We start from the raw sequence: 16,307 nt of genomic DNA, 5'->3' as shown, positions 1-16,307 counted from the left end.
GCAATACGGCGTGCGAGGCGGGGTCCACTCCTGGTGGCGGGTGGGTGCGTGGTGGGGGGAATTCGCCTGCGGCGAATTCGCGGGTGTGTGCGGGCTTGTTGGGGCGGGCATCGGGCGTCGCTGCGCTCCGCTCATCCGATGGCCCTTCCCCGGGCCTACGGCCCGTTTGTTTGGGCCGGTGTTTTCACGGCCCTACGGGCCGATCAGCTGACAGTGATTCCCGGGCTGCGCCCGGGGGCGAGCGTTGACGATGTGACGCGAAATTCGGGTAGCAGCCCATCCCTCCGATCGGGCGGGGGTGCCGGCCGGGCCTGCGGCCCTCGGCGTTGACGATGTGTCGCGGACTTCCGGTATCAGTCACAACCCCACCCTCAAGCTGCTCCCCCGTCCCAGCCGGTGGCCGGTCCACCGCCTGATTGCTGGACTGACGGCCCATCCTCCACCCCTGGGGCGGGGCCTGCGGCCCTCGGGAGCAACCTCCGGGCACCCGGTCCGGCTCGGGCCTCCCCGGCCCGGGTGGCGGGCCCTCACAGGCGCCCTGCACGGCGGTGGCTGACGGGCCCTCAACCGCAGACTCCGAACCGGAATCCGAAGCGAATCCGGTGGCGCTTCCCCGGATTCCGTACGGCTCTATCCTACCGGTCCCTGGACGGGTGCGAGACGCGAACACCCAACCTCGCGGAAATCGTCCATCCCGGCTCTATCCGGTCGCACTTTCGGCGGGAATTCGAATTCCCTCTTGCTCCTTTTCAGGCGGCAACCCGAAACCCTTTCGAGGCGCAGCGGCAAGTAATCGATTTTAGGCGCACCGGAAAGGGGCCTACGGCCCTCCACGCCGACACGGCGACCGTCCTTCCAGGCCGCCCAGGAAATCCCGCCCAGCGTCAACCGAGCAATTCCGGGGTGGCGACACCAAACCGAACACCGGACCAGGACGGGCCCCGAGACGGCCGCGCAGCCCAGGGGCGGGGACGGCGGCCTGAACGGGCAGCCAGGGCGCAGCAGCGGGCAGCCCCGGCGGCGGGCGGGACGCCACCAGGGCGAGCGCGGGCACGGCGGGCAAGGACGGCCAAGTCGGGCGCAGCGGGACGGCCTGGCGGCCGACCAGGACGGCGTCCCCGCCCCTGGGCTGCGCGGTACCGAGCGGCAGGGCGGGCGGCACGGGCGGCGGCAGGCCGCCGAGGCCGGCAAACCGGCGCAACACGAAGTGCAACACGAAGTGCAACACGCCCCCACTCCCAATCACATAACACCTGGTCAGACCCGCAACACACCCCCGCGTTGCACCCGCTAGGGACGTGGGACTCGCCGATTCCAGAGAGACGGGCGCAGTACTGCGATCACCCGTTCCTCCAGCTCAACGGCCTCCCTGCCAGTGCTCGTCACCGCCCAGCACAGCTCCAGCTCAGCCCGTGCGATCGCGGCCTTGGCCCAGTGCGCGGCCCTCATCGGCCGGCCCGCCTCAACTTCGGCCAGGCGCTCGCGCAGCCAGCTCGGATCGGTCAGGGCCCGGTCTAACGCCGCTTCACCCAGTCCCGACGCCAACCCACTGGTGTACTTCGCGATCCGCCCCCGCATGCCCTGAGCAGGCCGCGAGCCGTTCCCTGCCCGCTCCGCGGCGCAGCCTACGTACACCACCCGGTCATCCAACCCCGACCGCACCATGTACACCCCCGGCAGACGCGGCACCACCAACCTCGCCTCCTCCAACCCCACCCACGACGACCACGACGCCATCCCCCACACATCCACCAGCCACACCTCCCAGAACCCAGCCCTCACCCGCACCCTACGAACCCGTTAACCGCACGGTCCCAGGAACTGTCGCGCCCCAACCACACACAGGGCAAACCGGATATCCGCCCACGTCACAGCACGCGACAGCACCTCACGCGGCAGCAGGCGCGACAGCACCCACCCACCCTTGGACGACCACCAGAACAGCCTCCGAGGCAGCCTGACGGGGTGAGTCGCAGGTGCGGTTACCTCGAACGGGTCGGCCTGGCGTCGTTGCGGACCGTCGCCAGGCCAAGGCCCTCCAGCTCGGCGATGGTGTGCGCGTGCGCGACGGGGTGCAGTGGGACGACGGCGACCTCAGGATAGGACAGGTGGCGCAGGGCCTCCTCCTGCAGCAGGGCCCGCAGCAGGTGGTTCGCGACCGGGCCGGGCGGATCCTCCTCCACGACGACGTGCAGCAGGAGTTGGGATTCGGGGGAGTCCGGCCAGCGAGCCAGGGAAAGCCAGGCGGCGCAGACCGCCGGGAACCCGGACACCCGGCGGGTCAGCGCTTCGTGCAAGGCCCGGGCGTCCGGGCCGGTGGCCGGGTCGAGCCGCAGCCGGCCGTCGGGAAAGCTGTCCGCCCAGCGCTCCAGCATCAGCCGGGGCAGGCGGGCCTGACCGTGCCGGGAGCGGAGCACCAGCTCAACGGCGCCGGTCCCCGCCAGCATCGCCATCAACCCGGCCGCATCGCAGTACGAGGTACCGACAGCCGCCGGCACGTCCCGGCCCAGCCCAGCGTCGGCGAACCCGAGCAGGATGCACTCACCCGCCGGATTGCGGCCCGTGATCACCTGACCGGGGGCGGCGATCGGGACGTACATCCCGCCGTCGAACAGCGCGATGAACACGTCCATGGCGACGGAACCGCCCTCAACGGACTGGTCGAGGAGCTGAGCGAGGTGCGGGTTCGACGGTGCGATCACGGACGGAGTCTAGGAGCCGTCCAGCACCGGCCCGGCGCCGGGTCCGCGGTGCCGGATCCGGTGTCAGGGCGGCGGCAGACACCCGGACCACGCCGCCCGGGACAGCGGCACAGCAGGCCCAGACGACGCGGGCGGCTCCACCCCGGACGAACCGAACACCAACCCCCGCCACCACCCTCACCACCACAATTCCGACCCGAATTCACACCACCACCGGTAACCAATCCGCCAAAACAACCAGGCGGAATACGCGGCGGAATTCACACCCGAAAAAAGGCCCACAACACCGCGCCGACCCCCCAAACGGGCCGACCCCACCCCCCAACCCCACCCACCACCACACACAGTCACCATCCCGGGCGGATGGACGGCGCCCACCAGACGCCCCAACAGGTCCAACCAAAGGACCAGACCACACGGCGCGATAGGCCATTCCACGCCCACCACAACCAACAGGTCACACACGTCGACCCCTCGACGGGTAGAGCTTGGCGTGCAGCACCCGGTCCTCCCACCACGGGTCATCCGGAGCGGAGACCAGCGCGGCCACCTGCTCACGCCGGGTCGGGACCGGCAGCACCAACGGGCCCAGCTCCCCCGCCTCCCGGTCGGCCGCGCACTGCGGGCACTCAAGCCGATCCGGGCCGGCCTTCTCGGACAGCTCCAGCTCCGAGCCCGCCTTCCCGCCGATCGAGCCCCGGCACGTCCAGCACCGGCGCAGCGCGGCGTTCGCCGCCCGGGCCGCTTCCAGCTGTTCCTGGGCCTCCCGTTCCAGGCGCTCGGTGTGTTCCTGGTGGCAGGTCCAGCAGCGGCCGCCGGGTTGGTGGGTCCACTCCACGCGGTTGCCGTCGGGGCCGTAGTGCCAGGTGCTCTCCTCTTTGGGGATGTTGCCGCAGTCGGCGCGGGCGAGGGTGCGCATCCACTCTCGGTGGTCCTGGCGGGCTTTCTTCTCCCGGGCCTTCTGGCGCTGGTTGTAGGCGGCGCGGTTGTCCGGGTTCTCCAGGGCGTCGAGCAGGGAGTGCCGGCCGGGGCGGCGGTAGCGCCACCAGACGGGGCCGAGGGGGCCGTGCTCGGCCAGCAGCTCCAGCGTGGTCGCGAGGACGGGCACGGCGTCGTCGTACTCGCGCCAGCCGTCGCCGTCGTTGTCATCCTGGGTCACGGTCCACCCGGTGCCGCGCCAGCACTCGGCTGACAGGTCCGCCACGGCCTCCTGGCGGCCTGCCAGGGCGACGGGTCCGGCGCCGGTGACGACCAGGGCGCCGGGTGGGTAGCCGGGCCGGGTGTGGGGGCCGGGGTGGGTGCGGCGCCACCAGTGCACCGTGCGGTCGGCCGGGTCCTGCTCGGCCAGCGCGGGGTCGGTGCTCTTCACCTTGGTGCGGAACAGCTCGCGGTACGCGGTGAACTTCGCCGCGACCCGCTCCGGGGCCATGGCGGCCCCGGCGCCTGACAACCGTCGCCCGGGCCGCCGGGCCGCACAGTAACTGGTCAGGGAGCGGCGGTGGTCAGCCGGTGCGGCCGCCCCCGGCAGCGACGGGCTCCACACGGAACAGCCCAGGAATCTCAGGGCCCACCACCACCCGGTAGGCGCCGTGGATCCTCTCCTCGTCGAGTGGCGCGCCCAGCAGCAGACCCTCCAGCACCGCGTACGGGGCGTGCTGCCAAGGGATGGTGACGGGGCCCGTCGCCTCGCCGGACACGACGGCCAGCAGGGCCCCTTCGAAGCGGGCGACGGCAGCGACGAGCGGATCGCCGTGGCGCGCCATCTCGGCGAGGAAGACGGCCGCCTGCTCCTGGTGGTGGGGCGTCGCATCCGGCCGGTCGGCGAAACGACCCGCCACCTGCCCGAAGGTGCCACGCCTCTTCAACAGGGTCGAGGTCAGGACACAGGTCTCCTCGATCGCGAGGCCCCGCCACCACGCCGAGATCTCCCGGAGCACCGAGAGCCGCCCCGAGGACGCGATCTGACGGAAGTACGGGTGGTCGTGCCGCGGATCCTGCTCCCGCGACTTCAGCAGGGCCAGCAGGCCGGCCTGGAGTTCCGCCAGGTTCATCGGGCCACCGCCGGACCGGCCGTCCGCGATGACTCGAGCATCTCCCGCACGCGGCCCAGCTCGGCCGCGATCAGGTCCGGGCCGAGAACCGGCACCGCCTCGTCCAGGAGCTCGTACGTGACGGTTTCCAGCCGGGGCGCCCTGTCGGCCACCTCCCGCGCGAGGTCCAGGGTCGACGCCCGCAGGGGGCGTGAGTGCACGTCCAGCAGCACCCCCCGGTGCTCGACCCCGCAGGCAACGTGGACCTCGCGCACGGCGGTGAGATCGAGTTCGTCCAGGAACTCCTCGATGCCGAAGCCGTTGTTCGCCCGGTCGCACTCCAGGTTGTAGACGTCGAGCAGGAGTCCGCACCCGGTCGCCGACGTCAGCTCGTTGAGGAACTGCGCCTCCGTGTAGTCGCTGTCGTGATCCGGGATCAGACGGACCACGTTCTCCAGGAGGAACGGAACGCGGTACCGCTCCTGAACGGCCGCGACGCGCTCGGCGACGAGTTCGAGCCCCTCCTTCGTCCGGGGCATGGACAGCATGGTGCCGAGGAACTCTCCGCCCACCCTCGTGTAACCGAGGTGCTCGCTGTGCCAGGCCACGTCCACCGCGTCCATGAGCTGGTCGAGGCACCGGAGGTAGCCGTCCGACCAGCCGTCGTGGGAACCGATGGACAGGCCGACCCCGTGGACGATCACGGCGGCGTCGCCCGCAACGTCCCTCAGCTCGTGCAGGGCCTCGAGCCGAAGCCGTCCCCTCTCGGAGCCCTCGGAGCCCTCGTCGACGAAGGTGTCGGGCGTCACCTCCAGATGGTCCACCAGCGGCAGCAGCCGTTCGAGACGCTCGGGACGACCGGGAGTGTAGGTGGTGGCGACTCCGGGCGGCCGGCGCCTAGCGCTGGACGTCAACGCCGATGACGCCGGTGCTGTGGAGGACGTCCTTGACCCCGCGGAACACCTCGGGGTCGCCGCTGCGGATGGTCACGTCGACCCCCACCAGGCCGCACCCCGAACATCCGCCCGGCTTCAGGTTCCGGAGGAGGTCGGCGACCGCGGCGTGAACGTGCCCCACCTCCACGTCCGGCTCGAAGGTGAGGGTGATTTGCCGTGCCGCCTGCGCCCCGCCCGTACCATCCTGCTGGGCCATGTGCCCGCTCCAATCGTTCGTAGGGGATCGACCTGCACGAGACGGTAGCCCCTGGCCGTTCGCCCGCACAGACGCCGTCCGGGTGAACCCGGCGGCCTCCACCCGGCCGCCTTCGCGGGCGACCGGTCAGCCGAGCGCCCGGACGGCCGCCAGGACGTCCGGACCGAGCTCCGGGTCGGCCTCTTCCGGCAGGTTGACGCTCAGCCGGGTGACCAGCAAGCTCGGTTGGGACGTGACCACCACCGGAGCCGCCCAGCCCAAGCGCCCGATCGTCGACATCTTCACGAAGGAGATCACCGGCTTCTCGAACTACAAGCTGGCGAAGGCCTTCCTGGCCTGGCTCACGGACCACGGACCACGGACCACGGACCACGGCTGGAACGACCTCACGAGCGACGAACAGCAGTCCTGGACCAAACTCTTCGCCGCGATCAACAAGGGCCTGGCTTAGACGGTCATGCCGCTGCTGGCGCCGGCAGCGGCCCAGGCGGGGCGGATTGTGCTGAGGGCATTAAGCAGTTCGATCTGTTGCCGGTTGAGCTTCCGGTCGCAGGCGCGCTGTGTCTGGCTGCGTAGCCATACGCCGGGGCGAAAGCAGGAATCGGTGGGGTGGCCGGTGCGGTTGGCCGGTCCGGTGAGGGTGCCTCCGGCGGCGAGGTAGGCGGTCATGCGCCGGTAGGAGCGGTTCCAGCCCGGTTCCAGTCGCCACAGGGGGTCCAGGGCGTCGAGTGCTTTCTGCTGGTGTTTGGTCAGCTTGTTGGCTCTGCGCTGGGCGGCCATCCACGCGCCGAGCGGGTAGCCATCGAGTGTCTGTGCGACGGGGATGGCGAGGTGGCCGGTTCGGGTGGCGAAGGCGCGGGCGTAGGCAAGACCGCGCTCCCAGGCATTCGGGTCGTCGTCCCAGATCATCCCGAGCTCGGCCAGGCGGGAGGTCCGGATGGGACGGAGCTGTGCTTCGCCGTGCAGGTGCCGCTGGTGGGCGAGCCAGTGGGCCAGTTCCCGATCCGTGCCGGTGCCGGTGGCGTCCAGGTGGCCGTGCTCTGCAGCGAACGCCACCGCCACCGCGTACATACGCTCCCACTCCCGCCGGCCCGTGTCCTGTGCCCGCCTCCGCTGTCTCCTTGAAGCGGGGCTTCCCCGGCGCGAGCGGCGGCTGGACACCTTGGCGGCTGTCCTCTGGCCGGGGCGGTCCGGCAGGGCACCGGCGACCCTGGACTGGTCGGCAAGCCAGTCGTGGCCCAGGTCCATGGACGGGACGAGGCGGCAGTGCTCGGCGCACTGCAGGAGCAGGGCCGGCGAGCTGCCGGGTGGGGCGAGGAGATTCGGACCGGCGTCTACCAGGCTCACGTAGCGCGCGGCGCTGTCCAGCAGGGGCAGGGCCCAGGCCGGCAGACGGTGGGTGACGCAGCGGGGTGGGTCGTGGAGGGTGATGGTGGCGTGGTGGGGGTCGTAGTCGGCGGAGGTGGCGGTGGCGAGGTGGTGGTAGGGGTGCCGGTGGCCAGGGCGACGGCGAGGGCTGCAGCGTGCTGGGGGTGGGCGAGGCGGTGGATGCGTTCGACGGCCTGGTCGAGGAGGAGGTCGGCAGGGAGGGGTCGCGGGCGGTGGCGAGGGGTGCAGGCGCAGGAGGGCGGGAGGGCGTGGGACCAGGCGAGGCGGCCCAGGACGGGGAAGGCGAGGCGGGCAAGGACGGGGAAGGCGAGGCGGCCCAGGACGGGGAAGGCGAGGCGGCCCAGGACGGGGAAGGCGAGGCGGGCAAGGGTGGTGGGGTGTGGGATGGGCGGGACTGGTGGACGGGGGAAGGGGTCGGGCGGGATGTGCGGGGGCAGGCCGGTGGTGGTGCGGTGGTCGGTGGCGTGGAGCAGGTCGGTCAGGACCCGGGGTGGAGTGCGGTGGCAGACGATAGTCAGGTGGACGCCGGTCCGGTGGTGCAACTCCAGCAGGTGATGCCAGTTGGGGGCGGTGAGCAGGTGGGCGCGCAGGATGATCAGGTGCCAGACGGGCAGGGTGTGGATCCACGCCGCCGCGGCCGCCCACAGGAGGTCCGGCTTGCGGGTCCAGGGGCTGGGAGCCGCGTAGGGCTTTCCGAGGGCGGCGAGGACGTCGAGGGCGAGGTCCTCGGGGTGGCCGGCGGCCGGGGTCGGGTGGACGGTGATCCGGCCGACGCCCGGCCGGTGGGCGGCCAGCGCCGCCCGGGTGCAGGCCGCTTCGTCGCCGACGTCCAGGGCGAGGGTGATGACACCGCGCACCGGGTGCGGGGTCACGTCCCGACGCCGAGGCGGCCGTAGACCTGGCGCAGCAGGTGCTCGTCCACGCTGGTGCGGCCCTGGGCGGCGAGGCCGTCTGCGGCGAGTTTGGTGATGCGGGCCCAGGCGCGGAAGTTGCCGTGGGCGGCTTGCTTGTCGACCAGGGCGGTCAGATCGCGGTCGACGCCTGCCCACAGCGGGTGGAAGGCCGGGATCGCCTTGAGGACCTCTGGGAGGGTGAGCGGGACGGCGTGCTGCCAGATGTAGATGCGGGAGGCGAGCATCGGCTCGCGGCGCAGCACCTTGGCGCAGCCGTCGCCGCCGGCGAAGACGACTGCGATGTCGGTTGAAGGGTCGTCCCACAGGTAGCGCCAGTACTCGAAGCACTCGCGGGACATCCACTGGGCCTCGTCGCAGACCAGGACGTGGAAGCCGCGGGCCAGGGCGCTCTTCAGGACGGTGTCGAACTCGATCGGCCGACCGGGCGGCTCGCCGGGCAGGCCCAGGGCGCGGAACAGCTCGTGGCGGATGTCGCGCGGGGTGGGCCGGGCCCGGAACGCGATCCGGTCGCAACGGTGCGGGCGCCTTCCAAGTTCAGGTAGTGGTCGGCGCGCTCCGGAGGCAGCATGCCCGGTCGGACGGCGTACTCGATGGTCACAGTGGCGGGCTCCTACGGACTCAAAGATAGGGCCTGGTGGACCGCGACGGTCTTGCCCTGCCCCGCGTCCCCGTAGACACAGGCGATCTGGCGCGCGGCAACCGTATGCGCGAGTGCCTCCGTCACCTCGCCCAGCTGACGCGTCGCCACCACGTGAGCACCCGGCACATACAACCGCACACCCAGCGGCACGACCCTCGTAAAGCCGTCGGGTAGTGCGGTGGGAGGCGCGGGTTCGGTGGAGGGCGGGGCCTGGCCGGCCTCATCGACGGTGCCCGGCAGCGCCAGCTGCGCGAGCGCGCGGTCATACACCGCCGGATCCACCCGGCCGAGCCCAGGCCGGGTGTTCGGCAGGACACGGCCGGCCTGCCGTTCCTGCTGGACGGCCCGGTGCAGCGTCCCCAACGACGGCACCGGGTCGTGCCCGGTCCGTGCGGTCAGTTCCTGGTGCAGAGCGGCGACGTTGCCGCCCAGCTCGGACAGCCGGTCCCACAGTTCGCCGGTGACCGCGAACCCCTTGCGGCGCACAGCCGCCTCCACACGGCCCCTCTCCCGGGCCTGAGCCAGCCAGCGCCACACCGTGCGCACCGACACCCCGGCCGTCTGCGCAGCGATCCGCGCATGCACCGACGCCAGCTCCCCCGCTTCATCGAGCGCAAGCAGGCGCCTGACCACCACCTGCCGGACGAGCGCCCGCTCCCGCGCAGCGACACCAGCGGATCCCCACCGGTTCCGGGCGCTGGAGCAGTCCCCGGGACGGGAACGGGCAGCACAGGCAGGGGTGTGGCGGTCATGGGTACCAGCCCACTCCCCCAGCACGGCCAGCCTCACAGGAACGAGCAACCCCATGTCAGCCATGGTCCTGGTGTGCTAGGCATGATCAGCGTGTCATGACAGCAGATTAGTCACTCTGTGACAGCCATGATCTGTGGCATCTGCAAGCAAAGAGCGAGCTCAACAGCCTCACTCCTTGGTCAACACGCTGCTGACCATCCGGCTGACACCACCACACCCACTCACACCATCTGTGGCGGGTCTTTGCCCAGTGTGCTTCCGGCCCAATACCATCGCACGGACGCCGGGCGGTTGCCCGGCGGGGGTGCTTGGGAGGCACATGAGGTTCGGGGTGCTGGGACCGGTGACGGCCGAACGGGACGGTGAGCGGGTCCCGCTGAACGCGCAGATGGTCCGCAGCCTGCTGGGTGTGCTGCTCGTCGATGCCGGGCAGCCGGTCGCGGAAGCGCGCCTCGTCGAGGCGCTGTGGGGCCAGAATCCGCCGGCGTCGGTGAAGGCCTCTCTGCGGAACCACGTCCTGCGCCTGCGGCGTCTCCTGGATGCCGGCGGTGCAGGCGGCGCCGAGCGCGTGCGCCGGTCACCGGACGGCTATCTGATCCAGGTGGGTCCGGGGGAGCTGGACCTGCACGAGTTCGACGAGCTGCGCCTGTTCGGGGCCAGGGAGCTGCGGGGCGGACAGTGGCAGTCGGCCGCCGACGCCCTGTCCCGGGCACTGGCGCTGTGGCGCGGTGATCCCCTGGCCGACGCGGTCCCGGCCAGGGACGAAGCAGGGATCGAGCAGTTGCGGGAGGTCAGGCTGCAGGCCTGGGAGCAGCTGGCCCAGGCGCGGTTGCGACTGGGCAGCTACGACCAGGTGGTGGCGGATTTCGCACCGCTGGTGCGGGAGCATCCCTGGCGAGAGGCAGCGCACGGCCATCTGATGCACGCTCTGCACGGCGCGGGTCGCCAGGCCGACGCGCTGGCGGTGTATCAGCAGCTGCGGGCGAACCTCGTCGGCGAGCTGGGTGTCGAGCCGTCCGCCCCGGTGGCGGAGTTGCACCGGCGGATCCTGGCCGCGGACCCCTCGTTGACTGTAGTGGCCCGTTCCGGCGCTGTCGGGGCAGCGGCCGGGACGGTCTCCCCGAATCCGCGCACGGATTCGGCCGAGTCCCCGTCAGGGCCCGGCGTCCTGAATCAGCTCCCGCCCCGCATCGAGTACTTCACCGGCCGCGCCGACGTCCTGGCGGTCCTGAACGGCCACCTCTGCGGTGACGGCGCCGGCGGCGCCGGTGCGCGTCTGGTCACGATTGTCGGTACGGCCGGGGCCGGGAAGACGGCACTGGCCGTGCAGTGGGCTGCCGAGCTCGCGCCACGGTTCCCGTACGGCTGTCTGTACGCTGATCTGCGAGGCTTCGACCCGGGCCCGGGGCCGGCAGTCTCCCCGGAGCAGGTGTTGCGCGGCTTCCTGCGGGCGCTGGGATTGTCGTCGGCTCGGATCCCGTCCGAGCCGACCGGGCAGACAGCTCTGTTCCGCAGCCTGACGGCCGGTCGGCCGCTTCTGGTGGTGCTGGACAACGCCCGCGACGCCGAGCAGGTCAGGCCCCTGCTCTCCGGGGCTCCGGGCAGCCTGACGATCGTCACCAGCCGCGACCGGCTCACCGGCCTGGTCGCCCTGGACGGGGCACGGCCGGTCCCGCTGGACCTGCTGACTCCCGGGGAGGCCGTCGCCCTGTTGGTCCGCAGGCTCGGCGACCAGCACGCCGGCTGCGAGCCTGCGGCCGTGGTGGACCTCGCCGAGCTGTGCGCCCGGCTCCCGCTGGCGTTGAACATCGCCGCCGCCCGCATCGCCACGGCTTCGCACCTGCCGCTGGCCGACTTCACCGAGCAGCTGCGCGCGACCGGCGAACGGCTGACCGCGTTGGATGCCGGCGACCCCGCGGCCAGCGTGCGTGCGGTGTTCTCCTGGTCCTACCGGCAGCTGAGCTCGGAGGCGGCGCGGGTGTTCCGGCTGACGGCCCTGCATCCGGGGCCTGACATATCCGTCGCAGCGGTCGCGAGCCTGGCCGGGCTGCCGGTGCGCCGCGCCCGGAGCCTGCTGACCGAGCTGGTCGGTGCGCATCTGGTCGCCGAGCCCGTCCCCGGGCGGTATGCGTTCCACGACCTGCTCCGCGTCTACGCCGGGGAGCAGGCGGCGGCCGTGGACGAGGCCGGCGACCGCGCCGGGGCCGTGCGCCGGATGCTGGACCACTACGTGCACACCGCTGCCGCGGCCCATCGCGTCATGAACCCGGTGTACCGGGCCGTGCCGCTGGAGGAGATCGATCCGCGAGCGGTGGCGGAGACGTTCGACGACGTGGCGCCGGCCGCCGAATGGCAGCTGGCGGAGCGCGCGGCGCTGGCCGGTCTCGTCGCCGTCGCGGCCGGGTACGGCTACGACGGCCACATCTGGCGCTTGGCGGACGCCGTGGCGCTTTTCCTGGACAGCCGCGGCGACTGGCAGCTGCTGGCCGAACTGATGGAGCGGGCAGTGGTCGCGGCCGGGCGCTCCGGCGATCCGGGCGTTCATGCGGAGGCGCACTGCGACGCGGCCCAGGCCCGTTGGCGGCTGGGCGATTCCACCGGGGCCCTGGCCCATCTGGACGAGGCTCGCGACCTGCGGCGCGAGCTCGATGACCGGACTGGGATGGCCCACGTGGAACGGGTGGCGGCGAACATCCACGGCGACGACGGCCGCCACGTCGAAGAGCTCGAACACGCCCGCGCCGCGGTCGTCGCGTCCCGGCAGGGCGGATCCGCCGTCAGTCTGGCGGCCAGCTACGGGACCCTGGCGTGGGCCTACATCAGGAACGGGCAGTACCAGCTCGCGCTGGACCACGCCCGGGAAGCAGTCGAGCTGAACAGGCAGGCCGGCTACCGTATCGGCGAGTCCGGCGCGTTGGACACGATGGCTCAGGCTTGCTACCTGATGGATCGCGTCGAGGAGTCGCTGGTCGGCTTCCAGCAGGCCGAAGCCGTGGCCGTGGACGCCGGTAACCGTGTCTACCAGGTGAGGACACTGGTGCGGATCTCCACGGCGCACAGGGCGTTGGGTGACGAAGATTCTGCGGACAGGTCCATGCGACGCGCTCTGGAGGTCGCCCAGGAACTGGGTCTCGTCATCGAAGACGTGGTCCGGGAAGCGCTCAGGGTCATGGACCGCCGGCCGTGAGGCGGGCAGCCCGTGCCTGACGGGAGTTCAGATGCTGATTCGCCGTCGGCGCGGGGTGCGGAACTCAACCCGCGCCCACGAAGACGGTGTTCCCGCTTTTGACTTCTGCACTGTAAACGGTTCTCGCATCACCGGCGCATCCCGCCGCGATCGGGTCCTTGCCGTCGATTGAGTTGGCTGCTTGCGCTGAAGATGTAGGCCCCATCGCGGCCAGGGCAATCGCGCCAAGAATCGGGATAAGGATGGTGCGGAGTTTCCCATTCAAGGAATCTCTCCTTTTGTTGAGCAACCGACCCGAAGGGTAGCGACCTCGCCCCAGGGCGCCAATCCCACGTTAACCATTTGTCGCGCTTAGTACATTTCCACGCAATTTATGACTCATCTCCAAAATGGCAGCGTTGAATTCGGCAAGCCCACTGCCCTGGCCGCCCCGCAATGGGGATTATTCAATGACCGGAACGGTGAATCACATGAGCGACGCCGATCCGACCGAGATCGCGTTCTTCCCCGTGCACGCTCCGGTGAGGACCGTGCTGGCGGAGGCGATGGCCGCGGTGAGTGCGCGCTGGTCTGTCGAGGAGTGCTTCGAGACCGCGAAGAATGAGTGCGGCCTGGACCAGTACGAGGTCCGCAAGTGGCTGGCCTGGTATCGACACATAACGCTGGCGATGCTCGCCGCCGCCCTCCTGGCGGTGATCCGGGCCAACCACCCGAGCCCAAAGGGGGCAGTCACGCGGGACAAATCAGTCTGATTCGCCTGTCCTGCAACGAGATCCGAAAGCTCCTCGCGCGCGCACTCCTACGGCCGCTCGACGACCTCGCCCACATCCTGGCCTGGTCTCACTTCCGCCGCCGCCACCAGGCCCAAGCCAAGATCAGCCACTGGCGACGACGCGGCTACCCTCACCACCTACAAGTGCCGCTGTAGTACCAGTACTCCAGCAGGACTTCGACGTTTTGCCTGTTCAGAAGGCTGCGTGGTGAGTGTAGTGAGCTGCTGCCCGTCAGGGGCGGTCTTCTGTGGACCGCCCCTCGATCGTGTGCAGCCGGCGTTGGTAGTGACAGCGGCGGGCGACGGCCTGGCGTTGTCGGCGCCAGGTGGACCAGTTCAGGGCGTGAGTGCGGGGCGAGCACCATGGCGGAAGCGGGTCGGGGAACGGCCAGCTGCCAGGAGTCGCCGGATCTCTGCCACGGTGAGGTCGACCAGGGTGCGAACCGTTTCTGCAGCCCCCTTTGATGCCGCAGCGGTGGCCATCGCGGCCAGGAACGCGTGGGCGAGCATGGCCAGGGTGATGTGTCGCATCCAGCCGGTGTAGCGGCGAACCTCGTACTGGTCCAGACCGCACTCGAAGCCGCGCCTGCCCCCGTTCGAGCTCGACCCATGAACACCGCAGCCCTATCCGATACCTGAACCGGCATCAAAGCGGACTCTTCGCCTGCACGACGTCGCCCTGGCGACAAGACGGGCACCAAACCACGACGAATCGCTACAGCGGACAAACGAAAAGCTTAGTAGAACTTGGTGCAGAACCCGTCGGCCTGTGAAGTCAGGTCCTCAACACAAAACTGCATGGTGAAACCGGGGCCGTCATACCAAACGGTAGACCACACGGCGGGACCCCAGGTGTCGCCAACGTGTTGGTCCGTATAGAGTTGCCCCTGAGAGAGCATGTAAAGATCGACACTGCAATGGTCGCCGTTGGTCGAAACGGCATGTCCCTGCTGATAATTGTGGTGATCAGTGTTGTTCAGAAGTAGATCTACACCTAGGGCGCAGTGCCCAGAATAACCAGTCCAGCTCTTGACGTATGTATAGGTGTCAGTGGCGGATGCCGTTTGCACCCCGCCCAGAAAACCGACAATCGTGATGGCGGAGATTATGCCGAGGCGAGCCTTGCGCATAGAGTTCCCTCTGTCGTTAGCGTGACAAGCAAATGAAGTGCGACGTAGCGCGAACATATGTTCGCATCCCCGGTTGTTGCAGAGTATTCCAGCGGGTGCCGATCAAGTCAAAGGTTCAAAGGGAGGAACGTGCGGAACTCCCGCCCCCACGCCCAGGGCTGATGCGTTCTAGCTGGCGGGATAGGCCGCCGACTCGCATTGACTCTTTCCCGAACATCAAATCACATCCAATTCGTAGTGAACCCATCATGGCCGGCCCACCCGCTACTCGCAGCAGCATCCCACATGCAAATCGGCAAGTACATGACCATGAAGCAGGCATTTCACCAATGCCTGCGACGGCCCTTGTCGAGTTCTCATCGGTGTCCGCCACCCCCGACGAGCTTCGGTACCAGGCGGCGCCGGCCACCCCTTGGGCATATCGTGGAGCAGTCGAATAATTTACGGATAACGCGTCAGTAAGAGAGAGGCCTTCGCCAGGGCGAATTCGTTCTCAGGCGGTGAGATCGAGCATGGTTGCGTCGTCGCCGGGGTGTGCCCGGTAGTGATCGGTCGCGGCGGCGATGTCGGTCCAGCCGGCCTGGCGGATGAGGCCGACGGCGAGGCTGCGCATGGTGACCATGGCGCGTGGTGCGGTGCCGGTGCGACTCGCGAGGCGTCCTCGCCGTAGGTCACGTCCCTGACATGGTGCAGGGCCTCAACTGACCAGTAACTCTGCGCCGGTTCGGCGAGCTGAGCCGGGTTTGCCCGGTCCGGGGTCAGGCTGTGGAGAGTCTTCGAGGATCCTCTGCCGTGAAGACCTGGGACGAACTGACTCTCACCGAGCAGGTGCTGGTCCGCCGCGCCGTTGGCGGCACCCACCCGCGTGGCACCGCGCAGCACGTCGCGGCGGTGCTGCACTGGGCGGGCTCACCCGAGGCGCCGAGGTGGCGCGACACCTCGCCCGAGGGGCAGGCGGCGCGCGTGCCCGAGTTGGCGTCGACGGCGCTTGGACTGGTCGCGGGCGGGTGGTTGACGTTGCACCGGGCGCTCGGCACCGCGTTCGTCCGAGAAGACAGCCCGCAGCTCGTGGGCGCGCAGCTGGAGCAGGTGGTGGCCGACCCGGCCACGTGGATCTGGACGCCGAACAACGGATCCGAGGCGGCGGACCTCTCGCTACGGGCGACCGAGGCGGGGCACCGGCGGTGGCACGTCGCCGCGTACGCCCCGGGTGTCCCGCCCACCATCGATGAGCTGGACCTGACGCAGGACGAGGAGCGGGTCCGGGTGTGGGCCATGGAGATGAGCGGTTGGCTGACCGGACCGTTCGGGATCCTCGACGATCTGCCGTCCGAGCTGGCCGGCGAAGAGCTGCGGGCGTACCTGGCGGCGGAACTCGCCCCGGTGCTCAGGTTCGTCCGCGAAGGCCGGATCGAGGTGCTGCACGTCGCGCAGCCCAACGCCGGGGCGAGCGTTGTCCCGCTGGAGGACCTGCTGGAGGCCTTCGGCAACCGGGAACTGCGCTGCGAGGACCTCGACGACTGGGCGTCGGGTTCACCTGCGTCCTGATCCAGTCGCCGGCCAACGCGCTCCGCTAGCACCCCACCCGGAAAGTCGGTGGGGGCCCGGGAAGACCACCTCAGTCGGACGGTCAAGTCA

General features: G+C 70.1%; 14 protein-coding genes and 2 pseudogenes. 4 read left to right on the top strand and 12 right to left on the bottom strand.

What is annotated here, in order from left to right:
- Nucleotides 1–1,982 precede the first annotated feature (1,982 nt).
- From ABD323_RS22720 to ABD323_RS22700, 5 genes are all read right to left on the bottom strand, one after another.
- Nucleotides 1,983–2,702: a hypothetical protein gene (locus ABD323_RS22720; protein WP_344443739.1), complete on the bottom strand. Its 720-nt coding sequence runs from the start codon at nucleotides 2,700–2,702 to the stop codon at nucleotides 1,983–1,985.
- A 457-nt stretch (nucleotides 2,703–3,159) separates the two neighbouring features.
- On the bottom strand, nucleotides 3,160–4,131 hold the full coding sequence (locus ABD323_RS22715) for a hypothetical protein (RefSeq protein ID WP_344443738.1): 972 nt from the start codon (nucleotides 4,129–4,131) through the stop codon (nucleotides 3,160–3,162).
- 73 nt (nucleotides 4,132–4,204) lie between these two features.
- Nucleotides 4,205–4,753, bottom strand: a complete 549-nt coding sequence (locus tag ABD323_RS22710) for a hypothetical protein (protein ID WP_344443737.1) — start codon at nucleotides 4,751–4,753, stop codon at nucleotides 4,205–4,207.
- Complete coding sequence (locus ABD323_RS22705; RefSeq protein ID WP_344443736.1) at nucleotides 4,750–5,556, bottom strand: MbnB/TglH/ChrH family RiPP precursor modification enzyme; 807 nt, start codon at nucleotides 5,554–5,556, stop codon at nucleotides 4,750–4,752. Before ABD323_RS22705 ends, ABD323_RS22710 begins: the two co-directional genes overlap by 4 nt.
- Nucleotides 5,557–5,629: 73 nt before the next feature.
- Nucleotides 5,630–5,884, bottom strand: coding sequence for a hypothetical protein (locus ABD323_RS22700; RefSeq protein ID WP_344443735.1), 255 nt, complete (start codon nucleotides 5,882–5,884; stop codon nucleotides 5,630–5,632).
- Nucleotides 5,885–6,092: 208 nt separating this feature from the next.
- Between ABD323_RS22700 and ABD323_RS22695 the strand changes: the two genes are divergently transcribed.
- The gene (locus ABD323_RS22695; RefSeq protein WP_344443734.1) at nucleotides 6,093–6,335 is read left to right on the top strand and encodes a hypothetical protein; all 243 of its coding nucleotides are present in this window, start codon (nucleotides 6,093–6,095) and stop codon (nucleotides 6,333–6,335) included.
- On the opposite strand, the gene ABD323_RS22690 is transcribed toward ABD323_RS22695, so the two are convergent.
- The 4 genes from ABD323_RS22690 to ABD323_RS22675 all read right to left on the bottom strand — a co-directional run bounded on the left by ABD323_RS22690 (nucleotide 6,332) and on the right by ABD323_RS22675 (nucleotide 9,463).
- Nucleotides 6,332–7,132 (bottom strand): helicase associated domain-containing protein, encoded by an 801-nt coding sequence (locus ABD323_RS22690; RefSeq protein ID WP_344443733.1) that lies wholly within the window; start codon nucleotides 7,130–7,132, stop codon nucleotides 6,332–6,334. The genes ABD323_RS22695 and ABD323_RS22690 overlap by 4 nt on opposite strands.
- A gap of 95 nt (nucleotides 7,133–7,227) precedes the next feature.
- On the bottom strand, nucleotides 7,228–8,145 hold the full coding sequence (locus ABD323_RS22685; RefSeq protein ID WP_344443732.1) for a hypothetical protein: 918 nt from the start codon (nucleotides 8,143–8,145) through the stop codon (nucleotides 7,228–7,230).
- The gene (locus ABD323_RS22680; protein WP_344443741.1) at nucleotides 8,142–8,633 is read right to left on the bottom strand and encodes an AAA family ATPase; all 492 of its coding nucleotides are present in this window, start codon (nucleotides 8,631–8,633) and stop codon (nucleotides 8,142–8,144) included. The genes ABD323_RS22685 and ABD323_RS22680 overlap by 4 nt, the downstream gene beginning before the upstream one ends.
- A 164-nt stretch (nucleotides 8,634–8,797) precedes the next feature.
- Complete coding sequence (locus ABD323_RS22675; RefSeq protein ID WP_344443731.1) at nucleotides 8,798–9,463, bottom strand: hypothetical protein; 666 nt, start codon at nucleotides 9,461–9,463, stop codon at nucleotides 8,798–8,800.
- A 292-nt stretch (nucleotides 9,464–9,755) separates the two neighbouring features.
- Here ABD323_RS22675 and ABD323_RS22670 point away from each other — a divergent pair, with 292 nt between their 5' ends.
- Complete coding sequence (locus ABD323_RS22670; RefSeq protein WP_344443730.1) at nucleotides 9,756–12,767, top strand: AfsR/SARP family transcriptional regulator; 3,012 nt, start codon at nucleotides 9,756–9,758, stop codon at nucleotides 12,765–12,767.
- Nucleotides 12,768–12,831: 64 nt separating this feature from the next.
- Here the strand turns inward: ABD323_RS22670 and ABD323_RS22665 are convergent, their stop codons facing one another.
- Nucleotides 12,832–13,032, bottom strand: a complete 201-nt coding sequence (locus ABD323_RS22665) for a hypothetical protein (protein WP_344443729.1) — start codon at nucleotides 13,030–13,032, stop codon at nucleotides 12,832–12,834.
- 298 nt (nucleotides 13,033–13,330) lie between these two features.
- On the opposite strand from ABD323_RS22665, the pseudogene ABD323_RS22660 reads away from it, so the two are divergent.
- Nucleotides 13,331–13,519: pseudogene (locus ABD323_RS22660) on the top strand (IS701 family transposase); the annotation flags it as partial.
- A 464-nt stretch (nucleotides 13,520–13,983) separates the two neighbouring features.
- Here ABD323_RS22660 and ABD323_RS46070 read toward each other — a convergent pair.
- Nucleotides 13,984–14,115 (bottom strand): annotated as a pseudogene (locus tag ABD323_RS46070) (IS701 family transposase); the annotation flags it as partial.
- A 161-nt stretch (nucleotides 14,116–14,276) separates the two neighbouring features.
- Complete coding sequence (locus tag ABD323_RS22650) at nucleotides 14,277–14,669, bottom strand: hypothetical protein (protein ID WP_344443728.1); 393 nt, start codon at nucleotides 14,667–14,669, stop codon at nucleotides 14,277–14,279.
- A 792-nt stretch (nucleotides 14,670–15,461) separates the two neighbouring features.
- On the opposite strand from ABD323_RS22650, the gene ABD323_RS22645 reads away from it, so the two are divergent.
- Nucleotides 15,462–16,217, top strand: a complete 756-nt coding sequence (locus ABD323_RS22645) for a hypothetical protein (RefSeq protein ID WP_344443727.1) — start codon at nucleotides 15,462–15,464, stop codon at nucleotides 16,215–16,217.
- The last annotated feature ends 90 nt before the right edge of the window (nucleotides 16,218–16,307 follow it).

It is taken from the genome of Kitasatospora nipponensis (genome assembly GCF_039528135.1).
GTDB classification, from domain to species: domain Bacteria; phylum Actinomycetota; class Actinomycetes; order Streptomycetales; family Streptomycetaceae; genus Kitasatospora; species Kitasatospora nipponensis.
Note: the sequence above shows the minus strand (reverse complement) of the source record. Positions and strands in the feature narration are given on the sequence as shown.

Excerpts from the sequence above, each read along its gene's own strand:
- ABD323_RS22715 (WP_344443738.1), bottom strand. The coding sequence starts at position 4,131 with ATGGCCCCGGAGCGGGTCGCGGCGAAGTTCACCGCGTACCGCGAGCTG.
- ABD323_RS22710 (WP_344443737.1), bottom strand. The coding sequence starts at position 4,753 with ATGAACCTGGCGGAACTCCAGGCCGGCCTGCTGGCCCTGCTGAAGTCG.
- ABD323_RS22700 (WP_344443735.1), bottom strand. The coding sequence starts at position 5,884 with ATGGCCCAGCAGGATGGTACGGGCGGGGCGCAGGCGGCACGGCAAATC.
- ABD323_RS22690 (WP_344443733.1), bottom strand. The coding sequence starts at position 7,132 with ATGGACCTGGGCCACGACTGGCTTGCCGACCAGTCCAGGGTCGCCGGT.
- ABD323_RS22650 (WP_344443728.1), bottom strand. The coding sequence starts at position 14,669 with ATGCGCAAGGCTCGCCTCGGCATAATCTCCGCCATCACGATTGTCGGT.